The 15,708-nt window shown below is 67.1% G+C and carries 14 protein-coding genes and 1 pseudogene; 5 read left to right on the top strand and 10 right to left on the bottom strand.

Going from position 1 to position 15,708, the window contains the following annotated elements; genetic code table 11:
* Window positions 1-126 precede the first annotated feature (126 nt).
* Together O9Y01_RS22950 and O9Y01_RS22945 are read left to right on the top strand one after the other, a co-directional pair.
* Window positions 127-1,100: pseudogene (locus tag O9Y01_RS22950) on the top strand (IS3 family transposase); the annotation flags it as partial.
* A gap of 481 nt (window positions 1,101-1,581) precedes the next feature.
* The gene (locus O9Y01_RS22945) at window positions 1,582-1,953 is read left to right on the top strand and encodes a helix-turn-helix transcriptional regulator (RefSeq protein ID WP_269633979.1); all 372 of its coding nucleotides are present in this window, start codon (window positions 1,582-1,584) and stop codon (window positions 1,951-1,953) included.
* Here the strand turns inward: O9Y01_RS22945 and O9Y01_RS22940 are convergent.
* From O9Y01_RS22940 to guaB, 4 genes are all read right to left on the bottom strand, one after another.
* On the bottom strand, window positions 1,931-3,187 hold the full coding sequence (locus tag O9Y01_RS22940) for a tyrosine-type recombinase/integrase (RefSeq protein ID WP_269633978.1): 1,257 nt from the start codon (window positions 3,185-3,187) through the stop codon (window positions 1,931-1,933). The genes O9Y01_RS22945 and O9Y01_RS22940 overlap by 23 nt on opposite strands.
* 303 nt (window positions 3,188-3,490) lie before the next feature.
* Window positions 3,491-5,095, bottom strand: a complete 1,605-nt coding sequence (gene guaA / locus O9Y01_RS22935; RefSeq protein ID WP_269633977.1) for a glutamine-hydrolyzing GMP synthase — start codon at window positions 5,093-5,095, stop codon at window positions 3,491-3,493.
* Window positions 5,096-5,107: 12 nt separating this feature from the next.
* Window positions 5,108-6,382: an MFS transporter gene (locus tag O9Y01_RS22930; protein WP_269633976.1), complete on the bottom strand. Its 1,275-nt coding sequence runs from the start codon at window positions 6,380-6,382 to the stop codon at window positions 5,108-5,110.
* Window positions 6,383-6,459: 77 nt separating this feature from the next.
* The gene (gene guaB / locus O9Y01_RS22925) at window positions 6,460-7,932 is read right to left on the bottom strand and encodes an IMP dehydrogenase (RefSeq protein ID WP_269633975.1); all 1,473 of its coding nucleotides are present in this window, start codon (window positions 7,930-7,932) and stop codon (window positions 6,460-6,462) included.
* 296 nt (window positions 7,933-8,228) lie between these two features.
* Between guaB and O9Y01_RS22920 the strand changes: the two genes are divergently transcribed.
* Window positions 8,229-8,720, top strand: coding sequence for a DUF4124 domain-containing protein (locus O9Y01_RS22920; RefSeq protein ID WP_269633974.1), 492 nt, complete (start codon window positions 8,229-8,231; stop codon window positions 8,718-8,720).
* Window positions 8,721-8,740: 20 nt separating this feature from the next.
* Here the strand turns inward: O9Y01_RS22920 and O9Y01_RS22915 are convergent, their stop codons facing one another.
* Together O9Y01_RS22915 and O9Y01_RS22910 are read right to left on the bottom strand one after the other, a co-directional pair.
* Complete coding sequence (locus O9Y01_RS22915) at window positions 8,741-9,094, bottom strand: RnfH family protein (protein WP_269633973.1); 354 nt, start codon at window positions 9,092-9,094, stop codon at window positions 8,741-8,743.
* Window positions 9,081-9,536, bottom strand: coding sequence for a type II toxin-antitoxin system RatA family toxin (locus O9Y01_RS22910; protein ID WP_269633972.1), 456 nt, complete (start codon window positions 9,534-9,536; stop codon window positions 9,081-9,083). The genes O9Y01_RS22915 and O9Y01_RS22910 overlap by 14 nt, the downstream gene beginning before the upstream one ends.
* Before the next feature lie 46 nt (window positions 9,537-9,582).
* On the opposite strand from O9Y01_RS22910, the gene smpB reads away from it, so the two are divergent.
* Both smpB and O9Y01_RS22900 read left to right on the top strand, forming a co-directional pair.
* On the top strand, window positions 9,583-10,047 hold the full coding sequence (gene smpB, locus O9Y01_RS22905) for an SsrA-binding protein SmpB (protein WP_269633971.1): 465 nt from the start codon (window positions 9,583-9,585) through the stop codon (window positions 10,045-10,047).
* Window positions 10,048-10,136: 89 nt separating this feature from the next.
* Window positions 10,137-11,228 carry an adenosine deaminase gene (locus tag O9Y01_RS22900; protein ID WP_269633970.1) on the top strand — a complete coding sequence of 364 codons (1,092 nt, stop codon included), beginning with the start codon at window positions 10,137-10,139 and terminating at the stop codon, window positions 11,226-11,228.
* On the opposite strand, the gene O9Y01_RS22895 is transcribed toward O9Y01_RS22900, so the two are convergent.
* From O9Y01_RS22895 to O9Y01_RS22880, 4 genes are all read right to left on the bottom strand, one after another.
* A complete protein-coding gene (locus tag O9Y01_RS22895) occupies window positions 11,212-12,414 on the bottom strand; it encodes a PLP-dependent transferase (protein ID WP_269633969.1) in 1,203 nt (400 codons plus the stop codon). The two genes, O9Y01_RS22900 and O9Y01_RS22895, sit on opposite strands and share 17 nt — an antisense overlap.
* 98 nt (window positions 12,415-12,512) lie before the next feature.
* Entirely contained in the window at window positions 12,513-13,913 is a 1,401-nt protein-coding gene (gene rimO, locus O9Y01_RS22890; RefSeq protein WP_269633968.1) for a 30S ribosomal protein S12 methylthiotransferase RimO, read from the bottom strand.
* 118 nt (window positions 13,914-14,031) lie between these two features.
* Window positions 14,032-14,610 carry a polyhydroxyalkanoate synthesis repressor PhaR gene (gene phaR / locus O9Y01_RS22885; protein WP_269633967.1) on the bottom strand — a complete coding sequence of 193 codons (579 nt, stop codon included), beginning with the start codon at window positions 14,608-14,610 and terminating at the stop codon, window positions 14,032-14,034.
* A gap of 94 nt (window positions 14,611-14,704) precedes the next feature.
* Entirely contained in the window at window positions 14,705-15,508 is an 804-nt protein-coding gene (locus O9Y01_RS22880) for a S1C family serine protease (protein WP_269633966.1), read from the bottom strand.
* Window positions 15,509-15,708 lie beyond the last annotated feature (200 nt).

The raw sequence follows: 15,708 nt of genomic DNA, 5'->3' as shown, positions 1-15,708 counted from the left end.
TCTGTTCGGTGCTCCAGCACCATGCGCACGGCGCGCTCACGCACCTCGGGCGAAAACTTCGGGGACTTCTTCATGGCTCCATTCTCCAGAGTTGGAGCCTCCTCGAAACCCGGGGCGATTCAGACGGACGCCAAGCGCTTGCGTGAGCTCGAAGCCGAGAACGCCAAGCTCAAGCGCTTGCTGGCCGAGGCGCATCTGGACATTCATGCGCTCAAGGATGTCTTCGGCGTAAAGCCCTAGCCCCGCAGGCCAGGCGCGAAGCGGCAGCCAGGATGATCGACCTGCATCACCTGTCTGAGCGACGCGCCTGCCGCCTGGTGGGGCTCTCCAGGGACAGCTATCGCAACCCGCCGGTGCCCAGTGAAGCGACACAGCGGCTCAGCGCCAGGATCATCGAGATCGCGCAGGTGCGGCGCCGCTTCGGCTATCGCCGCATCCACGACCTGCTGCGCCTGGACTTCCCCGGCGTGAACCACAAGCGGGTCTATCGCCTGTACAACCAGGCGCAGCTGGCCGTGCGCAAGCGCAACAAGGCCAAGCGCGCGCTCAGCGAGCGCATGCCACTGGCGGTAGCTTCGCACGTCAACGAGGTGTGGAGCATGGACTTCGTCAGTGACAGCCTGGCCAATGGGCGGCGCATCAAGTGCCTGACCGTGGCCGATGACTTCTCGCACGAGTGCGTGGACATCGCCGTGGACTACGGCATCTCGGGGCAGTACGTGACCCGGCTGCTGGATCAGGCGGCGATGTTTCGGGGGTATCCCGCTGCGGTGCGCACCGACAACGGGCCGGAGTTCACCAGCCGTGCCTTCATCGCCTGGGCGCAATCCCATGGCGTGCGGCACATCCTGATCCAGCCAGGCAGGCCCATGCAGAACGGCTACATCGAGAGCTTCAACGGCAAGTTCCGCGACGAGTGCTTGAACGAGCACTGGTTCGAGAGCCTGCCGCAGGCGCGCTCGACGATTGCGGCTTGGCGGCAGGACTACAACGAGGTGCGGCCGCACAGCAGTCTGGGTCGCATCCCTCCGGCAGAGTTTGCGCAGCGCCATCGCAGCAAGAACTCGCCAACACCGGCTTCAGGCAAAGAGATCAAGTAACCTTCAACCTGGACTTCCGCCTTAGTGGTACGGCGGGAGGGGGCAGGTCACGTCGGCAGGCAAGGCGACAAAGGTGACCGGAAGAAGCATGGCCGCCATGACAGCCGCCGAAACAGAGGAAAGACCACTCACGGAATCAAACGATCGCAGGGAACGAATGGATGCGCGATGCATTGATAAGCCTTCTGCTTTGTAGTTGATGACCGCCCAGCGAGACCGCTGGAACGGGCCGAAGCGAAGAATAGGTTTGCGTCACAGAACCATGCAACTTCATTGAATTCGAAGATGACTCCATGCGATATTGGTATGTGCAGCCACGCATTAGACGGATACGCCGGTATCGCCGGTACGGGTGTCAGCTCTGCCGTCCAGCCATCTCGTGAGTCACGGCGATGGGTCGCTCCCGACTGCGATGGGCCGGGTTTTCGATAGAAGGCGGCGGATCGAAGATGGAGCCGTCCAACAAAGGAAGGCTCAGACGATGCGCGGCGATCAAGACCCGGAAAGCGCGAACCAGCAAGATCGGCCAAGCGCCTCGCCGAAGGACGAGCGCACGACACTGGCCTTGGCTGCGAGCAACAGCAATGCGGCGCTGCGCAGGACGATCCGCCGCCCTGAGTTGCATCGCATGGTGCCCCTGGCGGACACAACGATCTACGACATGGAGCGACGGGGTGAATTCCCGCGCCGCTTCAATCTCACGCCGCGCTGCGTGGTGTGGGACGCCGCCGAGGTGGAAGCGTGGCTCGAATCGCGCCGCGAGGCGTCGAACAGCGCGCAGCTGAAGCGCGCGCCCTCGCCCGACGTGCGGAAGCGCAAGCGCCGGCCTGTCAGAGCAACGCCTGGGTCGTGAGCACCTTCATCGACGGCGGCAGCAGCGTAGGCGTGTGCGCCCGGCCCGCGGCCCATGCGTCGATCATGTCGGCCCATTCCTGCAGCATGTGACGGCGCTGCTCGGCGTATTCCGCCTTGTTGTAGACGCCACGCGAGGAGCGGCCGTCCTCGTGCGCCAGGCATTTCTCGATCCAGTCGCTGTTGAAGCCCAGCTCGTTCAGGATAGTGGAGCCGGTGCGACGCAGGTCGTGCACGGTGAAGGGCTCGAGCGGCTGCATGTGCTGCTTGGCGCGGGTGACCACCAGCTGCGTGACGCGGTTCAGCGTCGCGTTGGACATCGGCTTGTCGGCGTCGTAGCGCGAGGGGATCAGATAGCGCGAGCCGCCGGCGCAGGTACGCAGCGCCACCATGATGTCCAACGCCTGCTGCGACAGGTAGACGTTGTGGGGCTTGGCGGCCTTCATGCGCTCCTTCGGAATGCTCCAGACGGCCTTCTCGAAATCGACCTCATCCCAGGTGGCGTTGATCAGCTCGCCCTTGCGCACCAGCGTCAGCAGGATCAGCTTGAGCCCGAGCTTGATGGTGGGGTAGGAGGCAACGTACTCCATCTGGTCGAGCGCGACGCGGATCTCGCTGGGCGAAAGCGCCCTGTCCTTCGGCACGAAGGTAGCGATAGACGAGGGGCCGACATCGTCGGCCGGGTTGGCCACCTTCTCGCCGTGCAGGATGGCGAAGCTGTAGACCTGTTTGACGATGTCGCGCACGTGTACGGCGGTGGCCGGCGCGCCGCGCGCCTTGACCTTGTTGCACAGCTCGCGCAGGTCGTCGGCGGTGATCTCGGTGAGCAGCCGGTTCTGGAACACGGGCAGGATGTCGCGGTCCAGGATGCTCTTGCGCATCGCCCGCGTGCTGTCGGCCATGCGCGCCTCGGCGGACCACCTGACGGTAAATTCGCCGAAGCGCTTTGCCTCCGTCAGACGGCGCTTTTCCCTCTGTTTGCCCTGCGCGGGCGACACCCCTTCGGCGACGGCGCGACGGGCTTCCAGCACCCGCTCTCGCGCCTTGGCCAGCGAAATACCGTCAGCCCCATAGCGTCCGAGGGTCAGCGTCTCGCGGCGGCCGTTCAGGCGGTAGTCGTAGCGGAAGGTGACGGTGCCGCCTGGAGAGACGGTGGCGTACATGCCGTCGCGGTCGCTCACCTTGTACAGGCGCTCGCGCGGCTTCAGGTTCTTCAAAGCGGTGTCGGTGAGCATCGGGCTTCCTTCTTCCCGGGGCAGAACCGATTTACCGTCAGCCCTACCGCAGACTTAAGAATCGCCCGGAAACCCGCATGAATCCTAGCTTCTTGCCGGATTTTTACCGTCATAAGGGCCGAGCAGCGTGACGGTAGAAATTTCAGGCTGGGACGGCGCTTGGTGGCTACCGTCGAATCTATCGTCAAGTTGGTCTGCTGCCCACCGATAGGTGCCGATAGCTACAGAGATAATTTTTCTTTGTAAATCAACGTTTTATGCTGATTTCTCGATAGCTGCCGAACGCTGCCGAAGCCATGAGAATCATTCCCATTCAATGGTCGCAGGCGGCTTGCTCGAGACGTCGTAGGTCACGCGGTTGATGCCGCGCACCTCGTTGATGATGCGACCCGACACCTTCTTCAGCAGGCCGTAGGGCAGCTCTGCCCAGTCGGCGGTCATGAAGTCGCTGGTCTGCACGGCGCGCAGGGCCACCACGTAGTCGTAGGTGCGGCCATCCCCCATCACGCCCACGCTCTTCACCGGCAGGAAGACGGTGAAGGCCTGGCTGGTGAGGTCGTACCAGGTCTTGCCCGTGGCCTCGTCCTTCCAGTTGCGCAGCTCCTCGATGAAGATCGCGTCGGCACGGCGCAGCAGGTCGGCGTAGTCCTTCCTGACCTCGCCCAGGATACGCACGCCCAGGCCCGGGCCCGGGAAGGGATGGCGGTAGACCATCTCGGGCGGCAGGCCCAGTGCCACGCCCAGCTCGCGAACCTCGTCCTTGAACAGCTCGCGCAGCGGCTCCAGCAGCTTCAGGCCCAGTTGCTCCGGCAGGCCACCCACGTTGTGGTGGCTCTTGATGGTGGTGGCCTTCTTGGTCTTGGTGCCGCCGCTTTCCACCACGTCGGGGTAGATCGTGCCCTGAGCCAGGAAGGTCGCGCCCTTGTGACCCTGGCCGCTGGCCTTGAGCTTCTCGGCCTCGGCCTTGAACACGTCCACGAAGAGACCGCCGATGATCTTGCGCTTCTTCTCCGGATCCGTGACGCCGGCCAGCTGGCCCAGGAAGAGCTCGCTGGCATCCACGCGGATCACGCGGGCGTGCAGCTTGCCTTCGAACATGTCCATGACCATGTCGCCCTCGTTGAGGCGCAGCAGCCCGTGGTCCACGAAGACGCAGGTGAGCTGGTCACCGATGGCGCGGTGGATCAGGGCCGCGGCCACGCTGGAGTCCACGCCGCCGGACAGGCCGAGGATGACTTCCTCGTCACCCACCTGCTCGCGGATCTTCTGGACGGCTTCCTCGATGTAGTCGCCCATGATCCAGTCGCCCTTGCAGCCAGCGATCTCACGCACGAAGCGCGTGAGCAAGGCCTGACCCTGCAAGGTGTGCGTGACCTCAGGATGGAACTGCACGGCGTAGTAGCCCTTGGCCTCGTTGGCCATGGCGGCGATGGGGCAGCTGGGCGTGGATGCCATCAGCGTGAAGCCCGGTGGCAGCGCCGTGACCTTGTCGCCGTGGCTCATCCAGACTTTGAGCATGCCGTGGCCCTCGGCCGTGGCAAAGTCCTTCAGCCCATGCAGCAGGCGGGTGCTGCCTTCGGGACGCACTTCCGCGTAACCGAACTCGCGGGTGTCGCTCCACTCGACCTTGCCGCCCAACTGCACAGCCATGGTCTGCATGCCGTAGCAGATGCCCAGCACCGGCACACCCAGGTCCCACACGGCCTGCGGCGCGCGCAGCTCGTGGTCCTCGTAGGTCGACGCATGGCTGCCCGACAGAATGATGGCCTTAGGTGCATAACTGCGGATGAAGTCGTCCGAGACGTCGTTCGGATGGATCTCGCAGTAGACATGGGCCTCGCGGACACGGCGGGCGATCAGCTGGGTGACCTGGGAGCCGAAGTCGAGGATCAGGACTTTGTCATGCATGGTGGTGCTCACTCAGTGGCCGGCCGGCGCCGGGGCAGCGCTGGCCGAAGGGGTGGCCCGCGCGAAATGGCGCCAGGCGAAGAACAGGGACAGTGCCTGCAGCAGGGCACAGAAGTAGAAGGGCGCGCCGGCCAGCCAGTTCGTGGGCGGCACGTCCGAGACGAGGTACATCAGGCCCGGGCCGATCACCGGCGCCAGCACCGCCATCACGCTGTTGAGCGAGGAGACGGCGCCCATGGTCTCGCCCTGGGTGCGGGCGTCAGCCGCGTTGGAGATCAGGCTTTGCAGCGCCGTGCCGGCGGCGAAGCCCAGCACGTTGACGACGATGGGCACGAACATCATCCAGCCCTCGGTCGCCCACCCCCAGAAGGCATTGGTGAGCACCGAGGACGCCAGGCCCCACATCACCAGCTTGTGCGCCGCGAAGGCCTTCAGCAGGCGAGGCATCAGGAAGCCCTGCACGATGACCGACATCACGCCCACCGCGAACAGCGACAGGCCGTTGGCCTTGGGACCCCAGCCGAACTTGTGCGCCGTGTAGAGCACCCAGCTGCTGTGCAGGATCAGCTGCGCCAGGCCGCTCAGCCCGAGCACGAAGACCAGGCCGCCCACGCCCTTGAGCTTGCCCAGGCGGCCGAGCGCGCTGACCGGGTTGGCCTTGCGCCACTCGAAGGGGCGGCGGTTCTCGGGCTTGAGGGACTCGGGAAGCACGAAGAAGCCGTACAGCCAGTTCACCAGGGCCAGCGTGCCGGCCACGAAGAAGGGCAGGTGCAGGTTGATGTCACCCAGGATGCCGCCCATGGCCGGCCCGAGGATGAAGCCCATGCCGAAGGCCGCGCCCAGCATGCCGAAACGCTTGGCGCGCTCTTCCGGCGCGCTGATGTCGGCCACGTAGGCATTGGCGACGGCGGCATTGGCCTGCATCGCGCCGCTGACCAGGCGCACGGCCACCAGCATCCACAAGGCGGTGGCGGTGGCGGTGACGAAGAAGCTCAGCGCCAGGCCGCAAAAGCCGATCAGCATCACCGGCCGGCGGCCGTAGCGGTCGGACAGCGAGCCCAGGATGGGCGAGCCGAAGAAGTTGGCGATGCCAAAGGCAAAGGCCACCGCCAGATAGGCCAGATTGTGCTCGGCCGGCGTGCGGGCGAAGGTGCCCACCAGAGGCGGCAACACCGGGATGATGAGGCCGATGCTGATCATGTCGATCAGCACGGCAATCATGATGAAGAGCATCCCGGCCTGACGCCCGGTCTTGGGAGCGGGGGCCGGATTTTCAGACACGGTCATTGCTTGTGCTCATGGCTGCTGCGGGCCGGAATGAAAGCAGGGGCGACCTGCGTCGCCCCTGCTTTGCACCTGCCGGCTTACTCCGATCGGTAGTTCGGCGCCTCTTTGGTGATCTGCACATCGTGGACATGGCTTTCGCGAATGCCCGCGGCGGTGATCTCGACGAACTCGGCGCGCTCGTGCATCTCGGCGATGGTGGCGCAACCGCAGTAGCCCATGGAGGCACGCACGCCGCCGGCCATCTGGAAGACGATGGCGACCATGGACCCCTTGTAGGGCACGCGGCCTTCGATGCCCTCGGGCACCAGCTTGTCCGCGTTGGGATTGGTGGTCTCGTCGTTTTCCTGGAAGTAGCGGTCGGCCGAACCGGCCTTCATCGCGCCGATGGAGCCCATGCCGCGATAGCTCTTGTAGGAGCGACCCTGGAAGAGGATGACCTCGCCCGGCGCTTCCTCGGTGCCGGCGAACATGCCGCCCATCATCACGGCGCTGGCGCCGGCGGCGATGGCCTTGGCGATGTCGCCCGAGTAGCGGATGCCGCCGTCGGCGATCAGCGGCACGCCCGTGCCCTTGAGCGCGGTGGCGACGTAGTCGATGGCGGTGATCTGCGGCACGCCCACGCCGGCCACGATGCGGGTGGTGCAGATGGAGCCGGGGCCGATGCCGACCTTGACGCCGTCAGCACCCGCCTCGACCAGGGCCAGGGCCGCTGCACCGGTGGCGATGTTGCCGCCGATGACGTCGACCTGCGGGAAGTTCTTCTTCACCCAGCGCACGCGCTCGATGACGCCGGCGCTGTGGCCGTGGGCCGTGTCGACCACGATGGCATCGACGCCGGCCTTCACCAGCAACTCGACGCGCTCTTCCGTGCCCTCACCCACGCCCACCGCCGCGCCGACGCGCAGCTTGCCCTGGGCATCGCGGGCGGCATTGGGGAAGTTGGTCTGCTTGGTGATGTCCTTGACCGTCATCAGGCCGCGCAGCTCGAAGGCGTCGTTGATGACCAGCACGCGCTCGAGCTTGTGCGTGTGCATCAGCGCCTTGGCCTCAGCCAGCGAGGCGCCTTCCTTGACCGTGATCAGGCGTTCGGCCGGGGTCATGATCTCGCGCACCGAGGCGTCCATGCGGGTCTCGAAGCGCAGGTCGCGGCCGGTCACGATGCCGACCACCTTGCTGCCTTCCAGCACCGGGAAGCCCGAGATGCCGTGGTGCTCGGACAGCGCCTTGACCTGACGGACCGTCGTGTCGGGCGTGATCGTGATGGGGTCGCGCAGCACGCCGGACTCATAGCGCTTGACGCGGGCCACTTCGGCGGCCTGCTGCTGCGGCGTGAGGTTCTTGTGGACGATGCCCATGCCGCCTTCCTGTGCCATGGCAATGGCAAGGCGGGATTCCGTGACCGTGTCCATGGCGGCAGACACCAGGGGCAGGTTGATCCGGATGTTGCGGGTCAGCTGGGTGGCGAGGCTGGTGTCGCGGGGCAACACCTGGGAGAACGCAGGCACCAACAACACATCGTCGAAGGTGAGCGCTTTTCCAAGAAGGCGCATGAGGGTGGCTCCAGACGCAAAGCGGCATTATAGGGAAGTCGGGCGAGCCCTGCCCTGCCGGCTGTGAAAACCGGTCGCCAGGCCCGGCACGCAAGGGGGAAGCCGGGCAAGTCGTGAACTATGGCCTTGGCTTCAGCACAGACGGCCACTAGCGTCAAGGCAGTTTCACATTCACTGACAACTGCAGGCGCAGGCACCGGCTTGAAGCCGGCGGGGCCGCCCTACACTTTGCTGGATTGACTCGGAAAAGAACTGACATGTCGTTGCGCCTCTCTCCCTGCCTTCAACTGCTGTCCTTGAGCGCATTGCTGCTGTTCGGCCCTGCGGCCGAGGCTCAGTGGAAATGGAAGGACGCCAACGGCAAGATCCAGTACAGCGACATGCCCCCGCCCCCCAGCGTGGCGGACAAGGACATCCTGCTGCGCCCCCCCGGCACCCGCGCCACCGTCGTGCCGTATGGCTCAGCCCAGGCAGCGGCAGCCAGCGCCGCTGCGGCAGCCTCCGCCAACGCCGCAGCCCAGGCTGCCGCGAAGAAGGACGCCGACCAGCAAGGCCAGGCCAAGAAGGAGGCCGAGCAGGCCCAGGCTCGTCAGGCCGAGGAAGCCAAGAAGCTCGCCGCCGCCCGCGCCGAGAACTGCCAGCGCGCCCGCCAGAACCTGGTGCTGCTGGACACCGGCCTGCGGGTATCGACCCTCAACGCCGCCGGCGAAACGGTCTTCATGGACGACAAACAGCGCGCCGCCGAACGCGAGCGCGTGCAGGCCATCGTCAACAAGGACTGCCGCTGAGCAGGCCGCAGCGGCGCCCCTCAGGCGCCCGTCTTCCCTGACAGCGGCCGGTGCCGCGAGACGATGCGCCGGCCGGTGGCCCGATAGCGCAGGCGCCGGGCCTCTTTGGGATCCACGCTGAGCGGCCGGTAGACCTCCACCCGGTCGCGGTCCCTCAGCACCGTCTCCAGGGCCTGCTGACGGCCCCACACCCCCACGCAGAGCGGTCCGCCCGCCTCCAGGCCCGCGCGGTCCTGCGCGAAGCGTGGCGAGGCCGACAGGGCCTGCGACACCGTGCTGCCAGCCGCGAGCAGCAGCGGCTCGGCCAGCACGCAGCCCGGCCGCGGGCTCCAGACCAGCTCGATGCGGATCGCTGCCGGCTCAGCGGGGGCCATAGACCACCTCGGCCCGCTTGACGAAGGAATCCACGAAGGTCGCAGCGATGCGGTCGAAGACCGGGCTCACCACCGCCTCGAGGGCTGCGCTGGAGAAGGCGTAGTGCAGTTCGAACTCGACCTTGCAGGCCTGCGGGGCCTGACCCGGCCCGGCGCTCAGCGGGAGGAAGGTCCAGTCGCCCTCCAGCGTGGAGAAGGGGCCGTCGACCAGCCGCATGGCCACGCGCTCATGCCCCTCGTGGGTGTTGCGCGTCGAGAAGGACTGGCGCACCCCGGCGATGGACAGGCCCACGCGCGCCGTGACGCCGTCCTCGTGCGTCTCCAGCACCTCGGCGCGGTCGCACCAGGGCAGGAACTCGGGATAGCGGGGAATGGCCGTCACCAGGTCATGCATTTCCTGGGGCGTGTACCAGAGCAGAACGGACTTCTTCACATGCTTCATACAATGCCGGGATTGTATTGGCCGCACGCGGCCCGAATGAGCCTCCATGTCCATCGCTGAAAACCGCCGCGCCCGATTTGAGTACCACATCGAAGAGCAGTACGAAGCCGGCATCGTGCTGGAGGGCTGGGAGGTCAAGGCCATCCGCGAAGGCCAGGTGCAGCTGCCCGATGGCTACGTGGTGATCAAGGACGGCGAGCTCTACCTCATCGGCTGCCGCATCAACCCGCTGCGCACCGCCTCCACCCACGTCAACCCTCTGGCCGACCGCACGCGCAAGCTGCTGATGAAGAAGGAGCAGATCCGCCGCCTCATCGGCAAGGTGGAACAGCGCGGCTTCACCATCGTGCCGCTGAACCTGCACTACAAGGACGGGCGGGTGAAGGTCGAGATCGCGCTGGCCAAGGGCAAGGCCCAGCATGACAAGCGCGAAACCGAGAAGAAGCGGGACTGGGAGCGTGAAAAGGGCCGCCTGATGCGCCACAAGGTCGGCGGCCCCAGCAAGGACTGAGCCCCTCGCCCTCCCTTGCTGACGCCAACGGACACAAGCGCGGCGCCACATTCGGACCATACTGTCTCCACCGATCCCGGAGGACAGCCATGCCCCACCCCAGCCTCCCCATGGACTCCCTGCTGGCCCTGCTGCGCCAGGCACCCAAGGCCGAGCTGCACCTGCACATCGAAGGCACTCTGGAGCCCGAGATGATGTTCGCGCTGGCGCAGCGCAACGGCATCACCCTGCCCTACCCCGACGTCGCCACACTGCGCCGGGCCTACGACTTCCAGAATCTCCAGAGCTTCCTGGACCTCTACTACGCCGGGGCCAGCGTGCTGCTGCAGGCCCGCGACTTCGAGGACCTGGCCTGGGCCTATTTCCAGCGCGCCCGGGCCGATGGGTGTGTGCACTGCGAGATCTTCTTCGACCCGCAGACCCACACCGACCGCGGCGTGCCGCTGGCCCTCGTGATGCAGGGTCTCAACACCGCCATCACGCGCGCCCGGCGCGAGCTGGGGCTCAGCGTCGGGCTCATTCCCTGCTTCCTGCGCCACCTCAGCGAGGAGGCCGCCCTGGACACGCTGGAAGCCCTCAAGCCCTACCGCGAGGACCTGCTGGGCGTCGGTCTGGACAGCAGCGAGCTGGGTCACCCGCCCGAGCAGTTCGCCATGGTCTTCGCCGCCGCGGGCGCCCTGGGCCTGCACCGCGTGGCCCATGCCGGCGAGGAAGGCCCGCCCGCCTACATCTGGGATGCCCTGCGCAGCCTGCACGCCGAGCGCATCGACCACGGTGTTCGCTGCCTGGAAGACTCGGCCCTCGTCGCCCACCTGCGCCAGGCGGGCACGCCGCTGACGGTCTGCCCCCTGTCCAACGTCAAGCTGCGCGTGGTGCAGCGTCTTGAGGAACACTGCCTGCCGCAGCTGCTGGCCGAGGGCCTGTGCGCGATGGTCAATGCGGACGACCCCGCCTACTTCGGCGGCTACCTGATGGACAACATCGAGGCCTGCGCCCGCGCGATGCCGCAGCTGGGCCTGGCCGAATGGCACCGCCTGCTGGACAACAGCCTGGCGGCCAGCTTCGCGCCGGACACCGACAAGATCGCCTGGCGCGCCCGGCTTGCACGGGATTTTGCCGCGGCCGGCTTCGATCCGGGCTTTGACCCGGACGCCCCCGCGGACCTCAGCCCAGACGCCTGAGCGCCTGCGCCAGGTCGGCCTGCAGATCGTCCGCCGCCTCCAGGCCGAGGGCGAAGCGGACGATGTGCCCGGCCTCGTAGGGCAGCGCCAGCGAGCGGCTGCGGCTCATGTTGTAGGGCACGGCCAGGCTCATGGGGCCGGCCCAGGAGTAGCCGATGCCGAAGAGCTCCAGCGCGTCCACGAAGGCATCCACCTGGGCGGCGCTGTACTGCGGCTGGAACACGGCCGAGAACAGGCAGGCCGCGCCGCCCCCACTCAACTCGCACCAGTGCGCATGGCCGGGCGACCCTGGCAGCGCCGGGTGCAGCACACGTGCCACCTGCGGCTGGGCCTGCATCCAGCGGGCCAGCTGGCGGGTGCTGGCATCCTGGGCGCGGTAGCGCAGCTCCAGCGTCGGCAGACCGCGCAGCACCAGCTCCACATCGTTCTGGCCCAGGCCGTAGCCCAGGTGCTCGTGGCAGTCGTTGAGGCGGTCGTGCAGGGCCTGGTCGCGGGTGTAGACCGCGCCCATCAGCACATCAGCACCGCCGGAGGGGTACTTGGTCAGGGCCTGCATGGAGATGTCCACGCCGAAACCCGGCTCGCGCTCCGGCAGCAGGTCGAAAGGCTTGAAGGCGACGCCAGCGCCCCAGGTGTTGTCCAGCGCGGTGGTGATCCCGCGGGCCTTGCAGGCGCGGATCAGGCCGATGAGATCAGGGAACTCCAGCGTGATGGAGCCGGCGGCCTCCAGCCACACGAGGCGCGTCTTCTCGCTCAGCAGGGCCTCGAAGGCGGGCACATCCAGCGGGTCGTAGACCTTGTGCGTGATGCCCAGACGCGGCAGGAACCCCGTGCAGAGGTGGCGGTTCTGGCCGTAGACGTTGTCGGGGATCAGCACCTCGTCGCCCGGCTGCAGCAGGCCCAGGCTCACCACGGTGATGGCGGACAGGCCGCTGGGCGTCAGCAGGCAGTGCTCGGCACCCTCCAGCGTGGCCAGGCGCGCGGCCAGCGTGTAGGAGGTGGGCGTGCCGTGCAGGCCGTAGCGGTAGCTCTTGCCGTCGCGGGGGCGGTAGGTGTGCAGGTCCGCCGTGTCCTTGAACAGCACGGTGGAGGCCTTGAAGACGCCCACCGGCATGGCGGCCCAGCCTTCGGGCGGCTGGTAGGGATGGTGGATCTGCTCGGTGGCAATGGCGCGCTTGGGCTTCATGGGCGGGAGGCGTGGGTGGCGGGCCCGCCCGGAGGTGCCGGGCGCCGGCCCTGGTGGGAGGTGCCGGCCGCGGGCCGGCACCGGTCAGGGCGTCGGGCTCAGATCGGCAGGCCGATCAGGTCGTGGCCTTCGGCGGCCACGATGCGGGCGCGGGTGAACTCGCCCACCTTGAGCGTCTTGCTGGCCTTCTCGGGCGGCAGCAGGCGCACGGTGCCGTCGATCTCGGGCGCGTCGGCGTAGCTGCGGCCCACGCCGCCCTTGCGGCCCAGGGCCGGGGCGGAGTCGACCAGCACCTGCATGGTGGCGCCGATGCGGCTGCGCAGCTTGTCAATGGACACGGCCTCGGCCACCTCCATGAAGCGCGCCTGGCGCTCGTTGCGCACCTCGTCGGGCAGCGCACCCGGCAGCTCGTTGGCCGAGGCGCCGGACACGGGCGAGTAGGCGAAGCAGCCGGCGCGGTCGATGCGGGCTTCCTTCATGAAGTCCAGCAGGTACTGGAACTCGGCTTCCGTCTCGCCGGGGAAGCCGGCGATGAAGGTGGAGCGGATGACGATGTCCGGGCACACGGCGCGCCAGGCCTGGATGCGCTCCAGGTTGCGCTCGCCATTGGCCGGGCGCTTCATGCGCTTGAGCACGTCCGGATGGGCGTGCTGCAGGGGCACGTCGAGGTAGGGCAGGATCAGGCCTTCGGCCATCAGCGGCAGCACCTCGTCCACGTGCGGATAGGGGTAGACGTAGTGCAGGCGCACCCAGGCGCCATGCTGCTTCGCCAGCTCACCCAGCTGCGCGACCAGGTCGAACATGCGGGTCTTGACGGGCTTGCCGTCCCAGAAGCCGGTGCGGTACTTGACGTCCACGCCATAGGCGCTGGTGTCCTGGCTGATGACCAGCAGCTCCTTGACGCCGGCCTCGAACAGCGCGCGGGCCTCGTTGAGCACGTCGCCGATGGGGCGCGAGACCAGATCGCCGCGCATGCTGGGGATGATGCAGAAGGAGCAGCGGTGGTTGCAGCCCTCGCTGATCTTCAGGTAGGCGTAGTGCTTGGGCGTGAGCTTGATGCCCTGGGCCGGCACCAGGTCCACGAAGGGATCGTGGGGCTTGGGCACATGCAGGTGCACGGCGTCCATCACCTCCTGCGTGGCGTGCGGGCCGGTGACGGCCAGCACGCTGGGGTGCACCTCGCGCACCAGGTTGTCGGTGTTGGCCCCGCTCTTGGCGCCCAGGCAGCCGGTGACGATCACCTTGCCGTTCTCAGCCAGCGCCTCGCCGATGGTGTCCAGGCTTTCCTTGACGGCATCGTCGATGAAGCCGCAGGTGTTGACGATCACCAGGTCCGCCCCGGCAAAGGTCTTGGAGGTGTCATAGCCCTCGGCCCGCAGCTGGGTGAGGATGAGTTCGGAGTCGGTCAGGGCCTTGGGGCAGCCGAGGCTGACGAAGCCGATCTTGGGGGCGGGCGTGGCCGCGACGGCCTCTTGGCCCTGGGAGGTGGATGCGCTCATCCCGCGATTTTAGGCGGTGACGCGCGCCGCACCCACGCAGCCCGTTCATCGCGCCGTCAAATGGCCGCGCCTTGACGACTTCTTGGCGCCGGCGTCAGCGCTGAAAGGCCCGGGACGCCTACTTCTTGCCGCCGAATCCAGGCATCCCCGGCATGACGGGGAACATCGATCCCGCCTGCTGCATCTGCTCCTGCATCTGGGTCAGCAGGTTCTTGGACTGCTCCATGTAGCTGCCCATGAGGCCCTGCATGGCGGGCGTCTGGCCGCTGAGGAACTGCGTCCAGAGCTCGGGGCTGAAGGGCAGCCCCTTGCTCTGCTCGACGAAGCTGTGCTGCAGGTCGGTGAAGGTCTGCAGGTTCTTCTCGAGGTAGGCGCCCATCACGCCCTGCATGGCGTGGCCGTAGAAGCGGATGATCTGCTCGAGGATCTGGGTGGTGAACATGGGCACGCCGCCGGTCTCCTCCTCCAGGATGATCTGCAGCAGGATGGAGCGGGTGAGGTCGTCACCGGTCTTGGCATCGCGCACCTCGAAGCTCTGGCCCTGCAGCACCATGGCCTTGACATCGGCCAGGGTGATGTAGCTGCTGGTCTGGGTGTCGTAGAGACGCCTGTTGGGGTACTTCTTGAGCACACGCGGGCCTGCCTTGCCGGCCGGATCCTGCGTGGAAGACGCCTTGCCTCGACGGGCAGTGACCATGAAAACTCCTTGAGCGAGAGCGAAGATTCTAGGAGCGCCCCCGCCGGGCAGCCGGACGGGTTTTCCCCGTCGTTCAAGGGGGCGGGCGCGGCGTTCAAGGCTTGCTGCTGCGAACGAACTCCGCCGCCACATCGGCCGGGATGGCATAGGTGATGCCCGTCGGCGAGCTGAGCGCCGATTCGCGCGTGCCCTTGATCAGCACCATGCTCACCACGCCCAGCACCAGGCCGCTGTCCGGCTCGAAGACCGGACCGCCGCTGTTGCCGGGGTAGGCCGTGACATCCAGCTGCATCACCTGGAAACCACCGTCGCGCAGCTGCCGGATGGCCCGTGGGGACAGGGCCTGCGCCACCGGCGGCGGCAGCACCACATCGGTCATGGCGGCCAGCACACCGCGGTGCGTGACGGCCGTGTAGCCCACGGCGCCGGCCAGCGGAAAGCCCATGAGGGCGATGTCCATGCCCTCGCGCAGCTGATCGGCCGAGGCCAGGCGAAGCGGCTTCACCGGCGCGCCATCGACGCTGAGCAGGGCCAGGTCCCGGCTCACGTCCTGAGCCACCACCAGGGCCGTGCGCTGGCTCCACTTGCCCTTGCCCTCGGGCACCTGCACGACCAGGCGCCGCCCTTCGATCAGGCTCGCCGCCTCGGGGATCACATGCGCATTGGTCAGCACATGCCGCCCTTCCAGCACGGCAAAGCCGGTGCCACGGAAGTTGAAGCGCGGGGTGTCGGTCTCGGCATAGGTGCCGACCATCAGCACGGAGGGCTTGAGCTGCTGGACCGTCTCGGGCAGCGCGGCCGTCGCGAGGCCAGGCAAGACCGCGCCCCAGGCAAGCAGGCCCGCCAGCATGCAGCGCCGACTCGTGCGCCCGCCCCAGAAGATTCCTTGCTTGTCCATGCCGTGCCTGCTCCGCGCATCGTGTGTCGATGGCGTGCATCTTCGCATTGCGACGACCCGGCCAGCGCCCCTGAGCTGAGACCGCTGCATAACTTCCCTGATGCGCCGTGATCGGCCATCGGTTGCAATGGCGACATGGATAGCTTCTTCCTGATGGGCGCCAAGCCCCTGGTCCAAGACTCGCCAACGATGAAGTTGCA

It is taken from the genome of Pelomonas sp. BJYL3 (assembly GCF_027257975.1).
In the GTDB taxonomy this organism is placed as follows: Bacteria; Pseudomonadota; Gammaproteobacteria; order Burkholderiales; family Burkholderiaceae_C; genus Roseateles_B; species Roseateles_B flavus.
Note: the sequence above shows the minus strand (reverse complement) of the source record. Positions and strands in the feature narration are given on the sequence as shown.